The following is a 16,029-nucleotide window of genomic DNA, read 5'->3' as shown; positions in this document are numbered from 1 at the left end:
TCGCCCGTCCATGCGAATCAGTGTGGTGGACGTGGGGTCGAGAACGGTCCGTCTGGTCGTGGCGGACGCGCAGGGCGGGGTTCCACTGCCGGTTCACACCGCCAAGTGGCGGCTGCGGCTGTCCGAGCACGTCAAGACCGGGGAGGCGATTCCCGAGGAGGCGCTGGAACGGCTGGTGGCGGCGGTCGCCGAGGCGAAACGCACGTCGCAGCGCTGGGGTGCGGCGGGCCCGCTGGCCTTCGCCACGACGATCGTGCGCAGCGCCCCGAACCGGCTGGAGGTGCTGCGCGCCGTCCGGGCCCGGACCGGGGTGGAACTGTGCACGCTGCCTGGCGAGGTGGAGGCCGAGCTGACCTTCCTCGCGGCCCGGCGCTGGATGGGGTGGCGGTCGGGGCCGCTGGCGCTGCTGGACATCGGGGGCGGCTCGTTCGAAGTGGCGTTCGGGCGGGGGCGCCTGCCGGACTTCGTGGCCTCGCTGCCGCTGGGCGCGGGCCGGCTGACGCACGAGTTCTTCCCGGCGCAGGACCTTCCCTCGCAGGCCCAGGTGAAGGCGCTGCGCCGCAAGGTGCGCCACCAACTGCGCGACGTCGGTGCGCGGATCCGCTGGGAGGGACCGCGGTCGGCGGTCGTCACCTCGCGGACCTTCCAGCAGCTCGGCCGGCTCTGCGGAGCCGTGCCCGGACGTGAGGGGCCGTTCGTCGAGCGGCAGTTGCGGCGCGCGGACCTGCGCTCCGCCATGGCGCGGCTGGCCGCCCTGCCCCCCATGGAGCGGGCCCTGCTGCCGGGCATCTCCGCGCCGCGCGCCGGGCAGAGCCTGGCGGGCGCGGTGGTCGGGCACACGGCCATGAAGATGACCGGCCTGAAGAGAGTCACCGTGTGCCCGTGGGCGATCCGCGAGGGTGTCCTGCTGCGGCACATCGAGGAGGGCGCGTCCTGGTGGGCGGAGGTCGGCCGGCTGAGCGAGGAGAGCGCGCCACCGGACCCGGTCCCCCTGCGGATCGCGGCCGCCACGTCGTAGGACCGCGAGGGCCACCGCGATCAGGTCGGCGGCCGTCGCGCGGCCCGTGCGGTGCGACCACTCACGGCCGCGCTCGTCGTCGAGGTGGTCGGGTCCGGCGCCGGGGCCGAGGTGCCGGCACGTCCAGGTGATCTCACTGACGACGTGGTGGGCGCCGTCCCCGGACGGCCGGCCCGGCCGGGCCGGCGACGCGACGATCAGTCTCTGGGCTCGGGCGACGGCTTCGGCGTGCGGTTGATCACGAGTGCCTTCACGGGTCCGAGGTGTGCCCCGAGCGGCCGGATGCCCATCGGGCGGGAATCCCGGCGTCACCCGGGTACTCGGTCCCGCATGACGCACGACCACCACGAACCACGGCTGCCGTCCGCCCGCGGCCCCCTCTCGGCCTCGGTCATGGACTACCTCCGGGGCACGGGCCCACTGCCCGGCACCGGGGACGCCGCGGACGCGGCGCCCTACGGCGAGGACCTCCAGCTCGCCCTCTACCTGTGCTACGAGCTCCACTACCGCGGCTTCGCGGGCGTGCCCGAGGACCGCGAGTGGGACCCCGGCCTGCTGGGCGCCCGCGCCGCGCTGGAGGACCGCTTCCTGACCGCCCTGCGGGCCGACACCCCGGCGCACGACGACGTCGAGGACGCGCTGGCCGAGATCCTCGTCGAACCGGTCGACGGCACGGGGGTCAGCCACTTCCTGCGCGACAAGGGCGAGCTGTGGCAGCTGCGCGAGTACGCGGCCCAGCGTTCCCTGTACCACCTCAAGGAGGCCGATCCGCACGCCTGGGTGCTGCCCCGGCTGTGGGGCAGGGCGAAGGCGGGGATGGCGGCGGTGGAGTTCGACGAGTTCGGCGGCGGCCGCCCGGACCGCGTCCACGCCCTGCTGTTCGCCCACCTGATGACGGACCTGGGCCTGGACACGACGTACGGGCACTATCTGGACGCGGCCTGCGCGGAGCTCCTCGCCACGGTGAACCTCATGTCGCTGTTCGGCCTGCACCGCTCGCTGCGAGGGGCCCTGGTGGGCCACTTCGCCGCCGTGGAGATCACCTCGTCGCCGGGGTCCCGGCGGCTCGCAGAGGCCATGCGCAGGACGGGGGCGGGCCCGGCCGCCGAGCACTTCTACGACGAGCACGTCGAGGCCGACGCCGTGCACGAGCAGGTCGTACGGCACGACGTCATCGGCGGCCTGCTGGCCGAGGAGCCGCACCTGGCCCGGGACGTCGCCTTCGGCATCGACGCGACCGGGTTCACCGAGGACCGGCTCGCGGAGCGCCTGCTCACCGACTGGCAGGCGGGCAGGTCGTCGCTGCGGACGCCGCTTTCCCCGGCCCTCACGCCCGAAACTTCCCATATTTCCTGATTGCAGGGGTACCTGGTCGACGTGAATCCACTGGCGCCACCCGGCGTGTACACGCCTCAGGAAGACACAGACCTGCTGGCCGAGGCCCTGTCCGAGGAGCCGCTCCCACCGGGCGCGGACGTTCTCGACGTCGGCACCGGCAGCGGGGCCCTCGCACTGCACGCCGCACGCCTGGGCCTGCGGGTCACGGCGGTCGACGTGTCACGGCGCGCGGTGTGGGCCGCCCGGGTCAACGCCCGGCTGTCCGGACTGCGGGTCCGCATCCTGCGCGGCAACCTCTTCGACCCCGTACAAGAACAGACGTTCGATGTCATTCTGGCCAACCCGCCCTACGTCCCCGCGCCGGGCGGGGACGCCGCCCCGCGCGGTACTGCCCGGGCGTGGGACGCGGGCCATGACGGGCGGCTGATCCTGGACCGCATCTGCCGGGAGGCACCCGGCCTGCTGCGTCCGGGCGGCGTCCTGCTGGTCGTGCACTCCACCCTCAGCGCGCCCGAGCGGACCCTGGCATTGCTGCGGGCCGCCGGCCTGAAGGCGAGCATGACCCGGCGGCGCCGGATCGCGTTCGGCCCCGTACTGCGGGAGCGACAGGGGTGGCTGCGGGAGCGGGGGCTGCTGTCCCCCACCGAGGACAAGGAAGAGCTGGTGGTCGTCCGTGCCGAACTCCCCGTCTGACACGCCGCGCCGGATCACGGTCCGGCGCCAGGGCCCCCTGCTGATGGAGGGGCCGGTGGAAGTGGAACTGGAGGACGGTACGACCGTCTCCTCCGACCGCTTCCGGGTCGCGCTGTGCACCTGCCGGCGCAGTCGCCGCTATCCCTGGTGCGACACCAGCCACCGGGACCGGGCGCGCCGGTCCGACGAGTGATCCCAGGGGTCGGCGGGCGGCCCCACTCCGCCCTGCCGACCCCTGGGGCGAGACCCCAGGGCCCCCACGACGACGGCCCGCACTCCCCAACTGCGGGTCGTTCGCGGCATTCACGGGGGCCCGGCGATCCCGGTCCTAGAAGGCGAAGACGCTCGTCCCGTAGGAGTTCTTCACGCACTCGTTGGCGAAGATGCGCTCGTAGGAGACGTACTGGCCCTGCCAGACGCCGTCGACCCGGACGACCACGGGGTCGTACTCACGGGTGCACCACACTCCGCTTCTGATCTCCAGGGCGTCGAAGTTCCCGTCGGCACCGCGCAGTTCGGCGCACGCCTCGACGGTGTTGGGGTGCGTCCCGGACGCCTTCGGGGCGCAGCTCAGCGTCACCGCCCGCTCGGGGGTGACGGTGGCCGAGCTCTCTCCGTGGCCCGTGGTGAGCACCAGGGCGGACGGGGCGTAGAGCGAGGCCGGGTCGGCGGCGGGGCTGGCGTGCGCGGCTCCGGTCAGGGGTCCGCAGACGGCGGCGGCCGTGAGGCCGAGGGTCGCTGCCCAGCGCGCGGGGTTCCGCATTGTGTGCATCCTTCCGCTTGATTGCGTGTCGTGCCGGAGTGGGCGTCGGTTGGTGCCCGACCGGCGACGGCGAGTCTGTCTGGTCCGCCGCCGAAACTCACGTCGACCCCATGCGTTTCAGTAACCTTGCGTATTGAAGCAGTGGCGCGAAGTCACGGAATTCGAACGTTCCAACCGCGTGAAGGTGCCGCTCTTGATCACCCGATGTGGCCGAATGGCTGGATTTCCGCGGTTCGTTAATAGGCCTGAAACATTCCGGATGGGTCCGAAGCGCGGTCCGTTTCCACCCTTTGTGTCCCTCTGCGACGCTCGCCGGCGCGGCCTTCGCGGCAGCGTCGGCGCACCCCTGGACGGACCTGGGCTTACTCGTCAGTATCGTCGCAACGACGCGGGTCGACGGTGAGAGGGCGGGGACTTGGCGATGGCGAAGCACTGGGCCGACTTCCAGTACGAGATCTATCTGAACGGGATGACGGGGGCCGTGCCGCGGCTGCCGACCGATCTGACCCGTCTGGAAGAGCTCGCCGAGCGGCGGCTCGGTCCCGGACCCGTGGGTTACGTCGCGGGCAGCGCCGGCGACGGCAGCACGGCACGCGCCAACCGGGCCGCGCTGCGCCGCCGTCGGATCGTGCCGCGGATGCTGCGGGACGTGCACGAGCGGAACCTGTCGGTCGAGGTGCTGGGCCGCGTGCTGCCGGCGCCGGTGGCGCTGGCGCCGGTGGGAGTGCTGTCGATCATGCATCCGGACGCGGAGTGCGCGGCCGCCCGGGCGGCCGCCGCGCAGGGCGTGCCCTACGTGCTGTCCTCGGCGTCCAGCACGCCCCTGGAACAGGTCGCGGAGGCGATGGGCGACGCCGAGCGCTGGTTCCAGCTGTACTGGGCCAAGGACCGGGAGGTGACCCGCAGTTTCCTGAAGCGGGCGAGGGCGACCGGGTTCAGCGTCCTGGTCGTCACCCTGGACACACCGCTGCTGGCCTGGCGGCCGCGTGACCTGGACCAGGCGTACCTGCCGTTCCTGCACGGCGTCGGCACCGCCAACTACTTCACCGACCCGGCGTTCCGGGCGGGCCTCGCCAAGCCCGTGCACGAGGATCCGAACGCGGCGGTGATGCACTTCGTCGGCATGTTCGCCGACCCCGCCAAGACCTGGCCGGACCTGACGTTCCTGCGGGAGAACTGGGACGGCCCGATCGTCCTCAAGGGGGTCCTGCACCCCGACGACGCCCGGCAGGCCGCCGACGCCGGGATGGACGGTGTCGTGGTGTCCAACCACGGCGGGCGCCAGGTGGCCGGCTCCGTGGCCGCGGCCGACGCGCTGCCCGGCGTGGTGGCGGCGGCCGGTGACCGGCTGACGGTGCTGTTCGACAGCGGGGTGCGCACCGGGGACGACGTCTTCAAGGCGCTGGCCCTGGGGGCGCGGGCGGTCCTGGTCGGACGGCCCTACGTCTACGGTCTCGCGCTCGACGGCCAGGCGGGTGTGGAGCACGTCATCGGCTGCCTGCTCGCCGAACTCGACCTGACCCTCGCCCTGTCGGGCCACGCCACCCCCGCCACGACGGGTCCGCACGACCTCCTGGAGGAACCCGCCTGACCCCCGCCCGGGCCGCGGACGCCCTGGCCGGCACCCAAGCCGGCCAGGCCGGCGGACGACCGCGCCCGCCGCCTCGAAGCCCGTCGTTCGGATCGCGCCGCGGACGCGGGGGCCGGCACGCCCTCCCCCGGAGGGGACACCCTCAGCCTAGGAGCCGCTGCCCAGTCCTGCCTGGCGCGCCGACGGGTCGGCCGTCTCCGCGACCGACAGCGAACCCGCACCGGTCGGCTGGGGATCGGTCAGCCATCGCTGGTCGTCGGATCCGTCCCGGACCGTGACCACGATGTCGGCGCCCGGGTCCCCGGTCGTGACGGAGAGCGCGAGCTGCTCGTCCCAGCGCGGCAGCAACTCGCCCTGGACGGTGAGGTCGTAGCGCACGTCGTCGGCGCGCCCGTCCTGCTCCCCCGCACAGGCGCCGAGGATGACGACGCCGGCGTCGGCGTGCGAGTCCAGGCACAGCTCGGGGTCGGCCACGCTGCGCAGCTGCCCGTCGGTCTCGTACGACCACTGCTGGGTCGGTTCCGGCAAGCACGCGTTCAGCACCGCCGTCGCCGCCTCCTCGACCTCACCGCGGATGTCCAGGCACAGCTCGCTCGCGGCGTTGCGCAGCCGGGTCTGCCGAGGCGCGTTCGGGAGCTGGGCGGTGCCGGGGGCCGTGGGCTGCGCCTGGGTGCCGGTGCCCGGCACCGACGCGGTGCCCTCGGCGCCTTCGGTGCCCTCGGTGGCGCCCGCGGAGGCGGTCGGATCCGTCTCGCCGTCGTAGGAGGACAGGCTGGTGGCGAGGAGCGTGCCGAGCAGGGCGGCGGAGGCGATGCCGGCGCCGGTGCGCAGCGCCCGGGACGAACGCCCGGTCATGCCCGGGAGGCGGGCCAGGATGCCGTGCCGTTCCACGCGGCGGGCCCGGCCGCGGCGGGCCGCGGCGCGGGTGCGCGGCCGGTGCTCGTGGCGACCGGGGCGTGAGTCGAGATAGCGGCGGCTGCCCCAGCCGAGCACGGCTTCGGCGAGCAGCACGCCCAGCCCGCCCTCGAAATGGCTCAGTTGCTCGGCGGCGTCACGGCAGTAGCGGCACTCCACGAGGTGCTGCTGGACATCCGGCAGCAAGGCGCCGCCGCGGCGGATCGGGACGTCGAGGAGACGGTTGTAGTAGCGGCAGTCCTTGGACGGCGCGAGTTCCTGATGGGCCCGAACACAGCCCTCGCGGAATTTGTCCCGGGCCTCGTCGAGGAGGACCGACGCGGTGTCGGTGTCCATGCCGAGCAGACCGGCGGGGCAGGCGATCGGCTCCGCCTCGACCTCGGAGTGCCACAGCAGAGTGCGGGCGGCTCCGGGAAGGCCCTGGAATGCGCGTTCGGCCAACTTGCGGTTTTCCGGGGTCATGGACTTCGCGGTGCGCATACCACGCCCACCGGCCGGTTTCCGCAACTCCGGGAGTGCCCCCGCTATTCGCTCCTCCGCCGACCACATCCGTACGGCGTCCCGCACGGTCACCAGTACCCGGGGGCGCAGCGCCTCGCCCGGCTCGCCCAGCGTGAGCCGGTCGAAGACCTGGTGGAAGGCGGCCGAGGTGACCATGGACGCGATGCTCGCCGAGGAGGCGAGGCAGATCACCGCGTAGTCGTGCGCCGACGGCCAGTGGCGGGCGAACAGCAGGGCCGTCGAGTGGGCCACTTCGACGTCCGGGGCGCCGGTCAGCCGGGCGGCGAGGGCGGCGTCGGACTCGGCGGGATCACCGCCCGCGGGCGGGTAGGGCGGACGAGGGGGGTGGGGGGTGGGCACTGAGCGGATTCCTTCCCACGCAAGGTGACACAGGAGTTCTGTCCGTCAAAAAGGGAGGCCCGGTTGGTGCGTACCTCTTTCACGGGGTGCGAGGGGGCGTGAATTGTGCGCGTGCGCCCGGCCATTACCCCCCGCCGGAGGGTTCACCTTTGCACAGCTCGCTCTCGACCAACAAGGCGGTCGGGCAACATACCCATCACTGACAGAAAGTTAAATTCGGTGGCAACTCCTGCACGTGGCTCGCCATTCGCTATTCCGAGCGCCGCGTGTGAAACTCCCGTACGTCCGCGAGGTCCCGGACCTCAGATCTGCCAGGACCGCAGCCGGTCCGCCGCCCCGTACACGTCCGCCCTGCCGCCGATCAGGTCGCGGGCGAGGTCCACCAGGGCGCCGTAGGGCGGGTCGATGCCGACGCCGCTGACGAACATGTAGGCCACGGCGGTCGCGCAGGCGAAGCGGGCGTTGGCCGAGGGCAGGGGCCTGAGCAGGGCGAGGGTGTGCAGCAGGGCCGCGGCCCGCCAGGCCGGGTCGGAGTTCACGCCGAGGCGGGGCGGGTCGACGCGGTGCCGGGCGACGGCGGCGACCAGGGCGGAGAAGTCGCTGATCGCCGGCTGGTCCGGCAGGACCTCCTCGTGCCGCTGGAGCAGCCAGGGCACATCGATGTGCAGGACGGGTGCCATCGCTCAGGCGACCCGGCCCTCGCCGCCGGCTGACGGCTCGTCGTCGGGGAAGGCGGCCGCGAATTCGTCCGCGTGGTCGGCGAAGAACCGGCGGAACGCCTCGGCGCCCTCCTGCAGCGCCCGGTGACGCGCGATGTCGGCCGCGGCCGCCTCGCGCACGAGGGCCTTCATCGACGTACCGCGCTCCTTGGCGATCTGCCGCAGGTCCTCCAGCTCGCGATCGCTGAACTCCACGTTGAGGGCTGGCATGTTCTCACGGTACCGCCCGGGTACTTACGCGTAAATACCAGCAGCTCAGAGGGGTCACGAGACGGTACCGGAAAGGCAGTGGACGCTCAGAATGCGCGAGCGACGGGTCACATTGAGTCGCACCGATGTCATTTCCGGAACAGCCGTCGGTACGGGTGCGCGCCTCGTTCACCGGCCGTTCACCGAGTCGTTCACGGACCGTTCACCGGCCCCCCCACCGGGTCCGCCGGACCGGCTCCGCGTGCCGCCCCGGCGGCCGTCGACGGCACATCAGAAGCGCTCACAACTTGTCACGGCCGAACACTTTCTGACGGGCCGTCAGAGAATCCGCCGGCATGCGGCACGTTCCCTCCACCCGGGTGCGCCCCACCGCCGCGACCCCGCCGTCGACCGGTGTGCGGGACGTCCTCCGCGAGCGGATTCGTGCCGGACCGTGACGCACTACGCTGGAACCGATGTGGCTCGATTGTTCACTGTGCGTATGCGCGATGGAGTGACGACGATGACCCCGGAGTACCCGTTCGACGAGGCTGCCACGGCCCGGGCGGTCATCGACGCCGAGGGCCGGGTGGCCGAGTGGGGCGAGGGCGCCCGTCGGCTGCTGGGCTGGACGCCGGACGAGGTACTCGGACGCCCCGCCGTGCGGCTCCTCCAGGGTCCGGCGCCCGCCGCCCGCGGGCGGCGCTGGGACGGAACGCTGACCCTGCGCCGCCAGGACGGCCGCACGGTCTCCGTGTGGCTGCTCGCCCACCACCGCCCCGTACCCGACGGCGGCGGGGAATGGCTGGTCGTCAGCCCGCTGGAGAGCGCGCGCTCCCGTCCGCCGGGCGAGGCGCTGGACCGCGCCGGGCTCATCCAGGCGCCGTGTGCCCTGGCGATCTACGACGACCACCTCCGGCTGCACCGGATGAACGACGCCCTGGCCGAGCTCCTCGGGCTGCCCGAGGAGCGGGTGCGCGGCCTGCGCGCGTCCGAGCTCGGCGGCCGGCCCCAGAGCCAGGAGATCGAACGGCAGCTGCACCACGTGCTCACCACCGGTGAGCGGCGCGACGTCCGGACGTACGTCCCCGTGGCGGAGAACGGCCAGGTGAACGCCTGGCTGGCCCGGATGGCTCCCGTCCGGGACGAGGCGGGCCGGGTGTGCGGGGTGTCCGTGGCCGTGCACGACTTCACCGACGAGCACCGGGCCCACGAACGGCTTCAGCTGGTCGACGAGGCGAGCCGGCGGATCGGCAGCACCCTCGACGTCGTCCGGACGGCGCAGGAGTTGGCGGACGTCTGCGTACCCCGGATCGCCGACTTCGTCGGTGTCGATCTGCTCGACCCCGCGGAGGCGGGAAACGAGACCGTCACGGATCCGCTCACCGCACCGGTCACCCTGCGCAGGGCGGCCCACCGGTCGGTCTCCCAAGCCGGCTACGAGGCGGTCGTGCCGCCGGGGGAAGCCGAGACCTATCCCGCCTCCTCACCGCAGGCGGACTCCCTGCTGTCCGGCCGGACGACGACGGCGGTCCTGCCGGCCGAGTCCCTCGGTCTGCGGCCGAGCCGCGACACCGCCCCCGGAGAGCGGACCGGGCAGGACGCCGGCCACGCCACGCTGGCCGTGCCGATCCGGGCGCGCGGCACGACCCTGGGCGTCGTCGTGCTCGTCCGGTTCCACCGCGCCGACCCGTTCGCGCCCGACGACCGGTTGCTGGCCGAGGAGATCACGGCACGGGCCGCCGTCTGCATGGACAACGCCCGCCGATACTCCCGCGAGCGCGAGACCGCGCTCACCCTGCAGCGCAGCCTGCTGCCGCGGTCGCTGCCGAGCACGGCGGCCGTGCAGGCGTGCTCGCGCTACCTGCCCGCGGCCCGGGCCGGGGTGGGCGGCGACTGGTTCGACGTCATCCCGCTGTCCGGGATGCGGGTCGCGATGGTGGTCGGTGACGTCGTCGGCCACGGCGTGCAGGCCTCCGCCACGATGGGGCGGCTGCGCACCGCCGTGCGCACGCTCGCCGACATCGACCTCGCCCCCGACGAGCTGCTCACCCACCTCGACGACCTGGTGCTGCGGCTCTCCGACGAGGCCGGCACCGACGGCAGTCCCGGGGAGGTGGGCGCCACCTGCGTGTACGCCGTGTACGACCCGGTGTCGCGGCGCTGCACGCTGGCCCGGGCCGGGCATCCCGCGCCTTTGATGGTGCGGCCGGGCGCCGCGGCCGAGGAGGTCGAGCTGCCCGCGGGGCCACCCCTGGGCCTCGGCGGGCTGCCGTTCGAGGCGGCCGAGCTGCAGCTGCCCGAGGGCACCGTCCTCGCGTTCTTCACCGACGGGCTGGTCGAGTCCCGGGAGCGGGACGCCGGCGTCGGCCACCGGCTGCTGCGCGAGTCGCTGTCCCGGAACACCGCGACCCTGGAGCTGGCCTGCGACGAGATCCTGCACCGGCTGCTGCCGGCGGGCGGCGCCTACGACGACGTCGCGCTGCTGCTGGCCCGCACCCAGGGGCTGCCCGCCTCGCGGGTCGCGACCTGGGACATCCCGGCCGACCCGGCGCTGGTCGCCCCGGTGCGCAAGCAGGTGGTGGACCAGCTCGGCCGCTGGGACCTCGAGGAGGCGGGATTCACCACCGAGCTGGTGGTCAGCGAGCTGGTCACCAACGCCATCCGCTACGGCGCCCGCCCCATCCGGCTGCGGCTGATCCATGGCGCGAACACGCTGATCTGCGAGGTGTCGGACACCAACCACAGCGCGCCGCACCTGCGGCGCGCCAAGACGTGGGACGAGGGCGGGCGCGGCCTCCTGCTGGTCGCCCAGCTCACCCAGCGCTGGGGCAGCAGGCACACACCCGAGGGCAAGACGATCTGGGCGGAGCTGACGCTGCTCGCCGAGGCCTGAGCCGGATCTCACCGGACTCTTACCCTCGCCTGGTGCCATGGACGGGCACCCGCTGACCGACGCCGCCCGAGGATCCCGCCCTGCACACCCCGCTCGCCGAAGCCCTGTCCGTCGTTCTGCTCGCCCTCGTTCTCGGGTGGGCGGTACTGCGCCCGTTCCGGCTGCCGGAGGCGGTGGTGGCCGTACCGGCTGCCGGGCTGGCGGTGGTGACGGGAGCGATCTCGCCCGACCACGCGCTGGAGGAGATCGGGCGGCTCGCGCCGGTGGTGGGTTTCCTCGCCGCGGTCCTGGTGCTGGCCCACTTCTGCGACGTGGAGGGGCTGTTCCGGGCCTGCGGGGCGTGGCTCGCGCACCGGGCGGCGGGGCGGCCGGGCCGGTTGCTGACGGCGGTGTTCGCTCTGGCCTCGGTGGTGACGGCGGTCCTCAGCCTGGACGCCACGGTGGTGCTGCTGACCCCGGTGGTCCTGGCCACCGCCGCCCGGTCGGGGGTCCGTGCCCGGCCGCACCTGTACGCGTGCGCGCACCTGTCGAACACGGCGTCGCTGCTGCTGCCCGTCTCCAACCTCACCAACCTGCTGGCGTTCGCCGCGAGCGGCCTGAGCTTCACCCGGTTCGCCGCGCTGATGGCGCTGCCCTGGCTGGTCGCGATCGGCGCCGAGTATCTGGTCTTCCGGCGGTTCTTCGCCCGCGACCTGGCGCTGGCGCCCGCGCCCGAGGAAGCGGTGAAGACGCCTGAGCGGCCCGTGTTCGCGCTGGTCACGGTGGCCTGCACGCTGGCCGGGTTCGTGGTGACCTCGGCGCTCGGCCTGGAACCGGCCTGGGCCGCCGCCGCGGGCGCGCTGGCCCTGGCGGTACGTGCGTGCGTACGCCGGCACGCGACGCCGTTCACGGTGGTGCGGGCCTCGGCACCCGCGTTCCTGGCGTTCGTGCTCGCCCTCGGTGTGGTGGTGCGGGCCGTCGTCGACAACGGCCTCGCCGGTGCGCTCGGGCACGCGCTGCCGGACGGATCCGGTCTGCCGGCCCTGCTCGGCATCGCCGCGCTGGCCGCCCTCCTGGCCAACCTGATCAACAACCTGCCCGCGGTGCTCGTCCTGCTGCCGCTCGCCGCCCCGTCCGGGCCGGGCGCGCTGCTGGCGGTGCTGCTCGGCGTCAACATCGGCCCGAACCTCACGTACGCGGGGTCGCTCGCGACCCTGCTGTGGCGCCGCATCGTCCAGCGTCACGGCCACCACGTCGGCCTGGGCGAGTTCACCCGCCTCGGCCTGCTCGCCGTCCCGGCGACGCTGATCACCGCCGTGCTGGCGCTGTGGGTGTCCCTCGGGGTCGTCGGGACGTGAGCCACCCTGGTGGAGCAGTGACGCTTCACCGGTGTGCCGCCCGGTAGGCGCCCGGCGGCTGCCCGAAGCGCGCGTGGAAGACCCGGTTGAAGTGGAAGGGGCTGGCGAAGCCCGATGCCGTGGCCACGCGTGCCACGGACAGGTCGGTGCCCTCCAGCAGGCGGGCGGCGTGCCGCAGGCGGGCCTCGCGCAGCGTCCGCATCGGTGACTCCCCCACCTGCTGGGCGAACAGGTGCGCGAACCGGGAGGGGGACAGCGCGACCGCCGCCGCCAGGGAAGGGACGGTGTGCGGGGCGCCCGGGTCGGCGGCGATCAGCGCCTGGGCCCGGCGCACCCGGGCGTCGGCACCCGGCGCCGGCACGGCGCTGCGCGCGGCGGACGCCGTGAGCAGGACGATCTCCTCCAGCGCGCACAGCGCCAGCTCATGGGCCGCCGTGCCGTGCGCGACGGCCACCGGCCCGTCCGGGTCCGCCGGGTCGTCGAGCGGCGGCGCGGGCGGCGCCTGTGCGCCCGTCCAGCGGGCGTCGGCGAGCATCCTGCGGAAGGTCGACTCCACTCTGCCGTGCAGCGCAGCCGGGACGGGGGCGACGACATGGACGCCGTCACCGGTGTCGTAGGGACCGAGCCAGGCCCGCCAGGACGGGCGTGCCTGGCAGTGCGCCCACCAGAAGCGCCAGTGCCGTGCGCCCGGGGCGACGCCGTAGCCCTGCCGGACGCCGGGCGCGAGCACCACCAGGGCGCCCGGGTCCGCGGACGTCCCGGTGGCGCCCTGGCTCAGCCGGCCCCGGCCGGCCGTGGTCCAGGTGAACAGCCAGCTGTCCGCGCCGCGTGGCCGATCCACGGTGTAGCCCGGAGACTGGTCGAAGTGGCCGATCACCACCAGGCCGGGCGGCGGCGACGGAGCGCCGGGCGCAGCAGTTCCGGGCAGGTCGTCAGCGCTCATGGGCATCCTCCCCAGCCGTGGTCCGGCCTAGCGTGGTGCACCGGGGACACCTCATCGAGGAGTGGACGCATGACAGCCACGGACATCGGCGCCGCCGGTCATCCCATCCTGACCGAGGAAGGGCTCGCGCGGTTCCGGGAGGACGGCTTCACGGTCGTGCGCGGGTTGTTCGGGCCCGACGAGATCGACCGCCTGTGCGCCGACTTCACGGCGCTGCACGCGGGCGGCGCGGTGCCGGGGCACTTCCAGCCGAGAGCGGGCGACGACCCGCTCGCCGCCTACCCGAGGGTCATGCACCCGCACGAGATCAGTGACCTGGCGCTGCGCTTCCTGCTGGACGCCCGGCTGCGCGCGGTGCTGGAGGTGCTGCTCGGCGAGGAGGCCCTGGCCGCGCAGAGCATGTTCTACTTCAAGCCCCCGGGCGCCCGGGGGCAGGCACTGCACCAGGACAACTTCTATCTGCGTGTCGAGCCGGGCACGTGCGTGGCGGCGTGGGTGGCCTGCGATGTGATCGACCGGGACAACGGCGGTCTGGAGGTCGTGCCGGGCACGCACCGGATGGACATCTTCTGCCCGGAGGAGGCGGACGAGGAGCTGTCGTTCGCGCGGGAGTACGTGCCGCCGCCGCCCGGGCTCACGCCCGTACCGGTCGACATGCGGCCGGGCGACGTCCTGTTCTTCAACGGAAGCCTGGTGCACGGCTCCGGGCCGAACCGCGCCGCCGAGCGTTTCCGGCGGTCCTTCATCGGCCACTACGTGGGCCGCTCCACCGAACGCATCGGCGTCCACTACCGCACGCTGACGATGAGCGGCGACCGGGTTCCGCTGCCGGAGAGCGAGGGCGCGGGCCCGTGCGGCACGGAGTTCGCCCCGCCGGGCCCGCACTGAGCCTCAGTGCCCCGAGACGGCGTGCGGGGCGTAGGGCTGCTCCAGTTCCTCGATCTCCTTGCCGGTGAGTTCCAGCTCCACGGCGGCCACCGCGTCGTCGACGTGGTGGGGCTTGGCGGCGCCGACGATCGGGGCCGTCACGGTGCCGCGGTGCAGCAGCCACGCGAGGGCGACCTGGGCGCGCGGCACGCCCCGGTCGTTCGCGATCCGGGTGACGGCCTCGACGATCGTGCGGTCGCCGTCGGGGTAGAGGCGGCTGCCGAAGTTGTCGTTGGCGCTGCGTTCGGTGGTGGTGTCCCAGTCCCGGGTGAGGCGGCCGCGGGCGAGCGGGCTCCACGGCAGCACGCCGACGCCCTGGTCCGCGCAGAGCGGCAGCATCTCCCGCTCCTCCTCGCGGTAGAGGAGGTTGTAGTGGTTCTGCATGGAGACGAACCGGGTCCAGCCGTGCAGCCGGGCGGTGTACTGCGCCTTGGAGAACTGCCAGGCGTACATCGAACTCGCGCCGATGTAGCGCACCTTGCCCGCCTTGACCAGGTCGTGCAGCGCCTCCATCGTCTCCTCGATCGGGGTCTGCGGGTCCCAGCGGTGTATCTGGTAGAGGTCGACGTAGTCGGTGCCGAGCCGGGTGAGACTCCGGTCGATCTCGGTCATGATCGCCTTGCGGGAGAGGCCGCCGCCGTTGGGACCGGGCCGCATCCGGCCGTGCACCTTGGTCGCCAGCACGATCTCGTCGCGGCGGGCGAAGTCCTTCAGCGCCCTGCCCACGATCTCCTCACTGGTGCCGTCCGAGTAGACGTTCGCCGTGTCGAAGAAGGTGATCCCGGCCTCCAGCGCCTGCCGGATCAGCGGGCGGGACGCCTCCTCGTCGAGGGTCCACTCGTGTGCGCCCCGGTCGGGAAGACCGTAGGTCATACAGCCCAGACAGATCCGCGAGACGTCCAGGCCCGTCGAACCGAGCTTCACGTATTGCATCGTTGCTGCTCCTGCCGTCGGAGGGGAGTCCGAGGCGAGCGTACGTCTTCGCGCGCACTCCAACCGGGGCGTGGTCCGCACCGCACCGGTCGGCGTCCTGGTGCGGGCCCGGTGGCCGGCGCCGCGGTCAGGTGGCGATGTTGCGCAGCGCGGCCGCGAGCTTGCCGAGGTCGAGTTCCGTGAGGTGGTCGAGGAAGTGGCGCCGCACGGAGGCCAGGTTGGTCGGGTAGGCCTCCTCGAGCCGCGCGAATCCCGCGTCGGTCAGCAGGGCGTTCCAGCCGCGGGCGTCCTGTTCCGATCTGACCCGCCGGATCAGTCCCTGGCTCTCCAGGCGACTCGCCAGACGTGTCATGCCGCTCAGCGACATCTCGCAGGCCTCGGCCAGGTCGCCCATCCGCAACTGGCGCTCCGGCGCCTCGGACAGGTTCACCAGGGCCAGGTACTCGGTGAGGGACAGCCGCTGCTCCCGCAGCATGTCCGCGTCGAGGGCCCGCGGCAGGGAGTAGACGATGCGACCGAGCGACCGTACGACGGCCTCTTCGTCCGGGGTGAGGGGTCGCAGCTCCCGCTCGGCGGGGTCGGGCTGCCCTGCGGCACGTGACATGGCCTCATGTTACTTGTCCGGCGAAGGACCCGGCCCGGGCGCCCCGCACGGTGGTACCCGGCGGACCGGTCCGCTCCCCCGCGACGCCGTAGCCGCACGCCAGCCCGACCGGCCGGACCCGGGCCACCGTGCGGGGCGCCCGGTGCAGCAGCCCCGCGAGCGCGACCTCGGCGCCCGGCACGCCCCGGCCGTTCGCGACCCGAGTGACGGCCCGCGCGCTACCCGGCGGACCGGTCGGCTCCCCCGCGACGCCGTAGCCGCACGCCAGCCCGACCGGCCGGACCCGGGCCACCCCGGGCCGG

16 protein-coding genes are annotated in these 16,029 nt (G+C 73.6%); 8 read left to right on the top strand and 8 right to left on the bottom strand.

Going from position 1 to position 16,029, the window contains the following annotated elements:
• Positions 1 to 10: 10 nt before the first annotated feature.
• From ACIP2X_RS03690 to ACIP2X_RS03675, 4 genes are all read left to right on the top strand, one after another.
• The gene (locus tag ACIP2X_RS03690) at positions 11 to 1,018 is read left to right on the top strand and encodes a Ppx/GppA family phosphatase (RefSeq protein WP_401667002.1); all 1,008 of its coding nucleotides are present in this window, start codon (positions 11 to 13) and stop codon (positions 1,016 to 1,018) included.
• Between the two features lie 330 nt (positions 1,019 to 1,348).
• Positions 1,349 to 2,374: an iron-containing redox enzyme family protein gene (locus ACIP2X_RS03685; protein WP_401667000.1), complete on the top strand. Its 1,026-nt coding sequence runs from the start codon at positions 1,349 to 1,351 to the stop codon at positions 2,372 to 2,374.
• 21 nt (positions 2,375 to 2,395) lie between these two features.
• Positions 2,396 to 3,049: a HemK2/MTQ2 family protein methyltransferase gene (locus ACIP2X_RS03680; RefSeq protein ID WP_401666998.1), complete on the top strand. Its 654-nt coding sequence runs from the start codon at positions 2,396 to 2,398 to the stop codon at positions 3,047 to 3,049.
• The gene (locus ACIP2X_RS03675; protein ID WP_401666996.1) at positions 3,030 to 3,242 is read left to right on the top strand and encodes a CDGSH iron-sulfur domain-containing protein; all 213 of its coding nucleotides are present in this window, start codon (positions 3,030 to 3,032) and stop codon (positions 3,240 to 3,242) included. The genes ACIP2X_RS03680 and ACIP2X_RS03675 overlap by 20 nt, the downstream gene beginning before the upstream one ends.
• 135 nt (positions 3,243 to 3,377) lie before the next feature.
• Here ACIP2X_RS03675 and ACIP2X_RS03670 read toward each other — a convergent pair whose 3' ends face one another.
• Entirely contained in the window at positions 3,378 to 3,812 is a 435-nt protein-coding gene (locus ACIP2X_RS03670; RefSeq protein WP_401666993.1) for a protease inhibitor, read from the bottom strand.
• 421 nt (positions 3,813 to 4,233) lie between these two features.
• On the opposite strand from ACIP2X_RS03670, the gene ACIP2X_RS03665 reads away from it, so the two are divergent.
• On the top strand, positions 4,234 to 5,403 hold the full coding sequence (locus ACIP2X_RS03665) for a lactate 2-monooxygenase (protein WP_401666991.1): 1,170 nt from the start codon (positions 4,234 to 4,236) through the stop codon (positions 5,401 to 5,403).
• A 147-nt stretch (positions 5,404 to 5,550) separates the two neighbouring features.
• Here the strand turns inward: ACIP2X_RS03665 and ACIP2X_RS03660 are convergent, their stop codons facing one another.
• From ACIP2X_RS03660 to ACIP2X_RS03650, 3 genes are all read right to left on the bottom strand, one after another.
• The gene (locus ACIP2X_RS03660) at positions 5,551 to 7,179 is read right to left on the bottom strand and encodes an RICIN domain-containing protein (protein ID WP_401666989.1); all 1,629 of its coding nucleotides are present in this window, start codon (positions 7,177 to 7,179) and stop codon (positions 5,551 to 5,553) included.
• A 302-nt stretch (positions 7,180 to 7,481) separates the two neighbouring features.
• The gene (locus tag ACIP2X_RS03655) at positions 7,482 to 7,859 is read right to left on the bottom strand and encodes a toxin Doc (protein WP_401666986.1); all 378 of its coding nucleotides are present in this window, start codon (positions 7,857 to 7,859) and stop codon (positions 7,482 to 7,484) included.
• 3 nt (positions 7,860 to 7,862) lie between these two features.
• Positions 7,863 to 8,108: a hypothetical protein gene (locus ACIP2X_RS03650; protein WP_401666984.1), complete on the bottom strand. Its 246-nt coding sequence runs from the start codon at positions 8,106 to 8,108 to the stop codon at positions 7,863 to 7,865.
• A gap of 502 nt (positions 8,109 to 8,610) precedes the next feature.
• On the opposite strand from ACIP2X_RS03650, the gene ACIP2X_RS03645 reads away from it, so the two are divergent.
• Entirely contained in the window at positions 8,611 to 10,983 is a 2,373-nt protein-coding gene (locus tag ACIP2X_RS03645) for a SpoIIE family protein phosphatase (protein WP_401668827.1), read from the top strand.
• Positions 10,984 to 11,063: 80 nt separating this feature from the next.
• The gene (locus ACIP2X_RS03640; RefSeq protein WP_401668824.1) at positions 11,064 to 12,320 is read left to right on the top strand and encodes an SLC13 family permease; all 1,257 of its coding nucleotides are present in this window, start codon (positions 11,064 to 11,066) and stop codon (positions 12,318 to 12,320) included.
• 25 nt (positions 12,321 to 12,345) lie between these two features.
• Here ACIP2X_RS03640 and ACIP2X_RS03635 read toward each other — a convergent pair whose 3' ends face one another.
• On the bottom strand, positions 12,346 to 13,263 hold the full coding sequence (locus ACIP2X_RS03635; protein WP_401666982.1) for a helix-turn-helix domain-containing protein: 918 nt from the start codon (positions 13,261 to 13,263) through the stop codon (positions 12,346 to 12,348).
• A 69-nt stretch (positions 13,264 to 13,332) separates the two neighbouring features.
• Between ACIP2X_RS03635 and ACIP2X_RS03630 the strand changes: the two genes are divergently transcribed.
• Positions 13,333 to 14,151 (top strand): phytanoyl-CoA dioxygenase family protein, encoded by an 819-nt coding sequence (locus tag ACIP2X_RS03630; protein WP_401666980.1) that lies wholly within the window; start codon positions 13,333 to 13,335, stop codon positions 14,149 to 14,151.
• Between the two features lie 3 nt (positions 14,152 to 14,154).
• Here ACIP2X_RS03630 and ACIP2X_RS03625 read toward each other — a convergent pair whose 3' ends face one another.
• The 3 genes from ACIP2X_RS03625 to ACIP2X_RS03615 form a co-directional block, all read right to left on the bottom strand.
• Positions 14,155 to 15,123, bottom strand: a complete 969-nt coding sequence (locus ACIP2X_RS03625; protein WP_401666977.1) for an aldo/keto reductase — start codon at positions 15,121 to 15,123, stop codon at positions 14,155 to 14,157.
• A gap of 127 nt (positions 15,124 to 15,250) precedes the next feature.
• Positions 15,251 to 15,727 carry a MarR family winged helix-turn-helix transcriptional regulator gene (locus ACIP2X_RS03620; protein WP_401666974.1) on the bottom strand — a complete coding sequence of 159 codons (477 nt, stop codon included), beginning with the start codon at positions 15,725 to 15,727 and terminating at the stop codon, positions 15,251 to 15,253.
• 4 nt (positions 15,728 to 15,731) lie between these two features.
• On the bottom strand, positions 15,732 to 16,019 hold the full coding sequence (locus ACIP2X_RS03615; RefSeq protein WP_401666971.1) for a hypothetical protein: 288 nt from the start codon (positions 16,017 to 16,019) through the stop codon (positions 15,732 to 15,734).
• Positions 16,020 to 16,029: the final 10 nt, after the last annotated feature.

It is taken from the genome of Streptomyces sp. NPDC089424, assembly GCF_044749345.1.
Lineage (GTDB): Bacteria > Actinomycetota > Actinomycetes > Streptomycetales > Streptomycetaceae > Streptomyces.
Note: the sequence above shows the minus strand (reverse complement) of the source record. Positions and strands in the feature narration are given on the sequence as shown.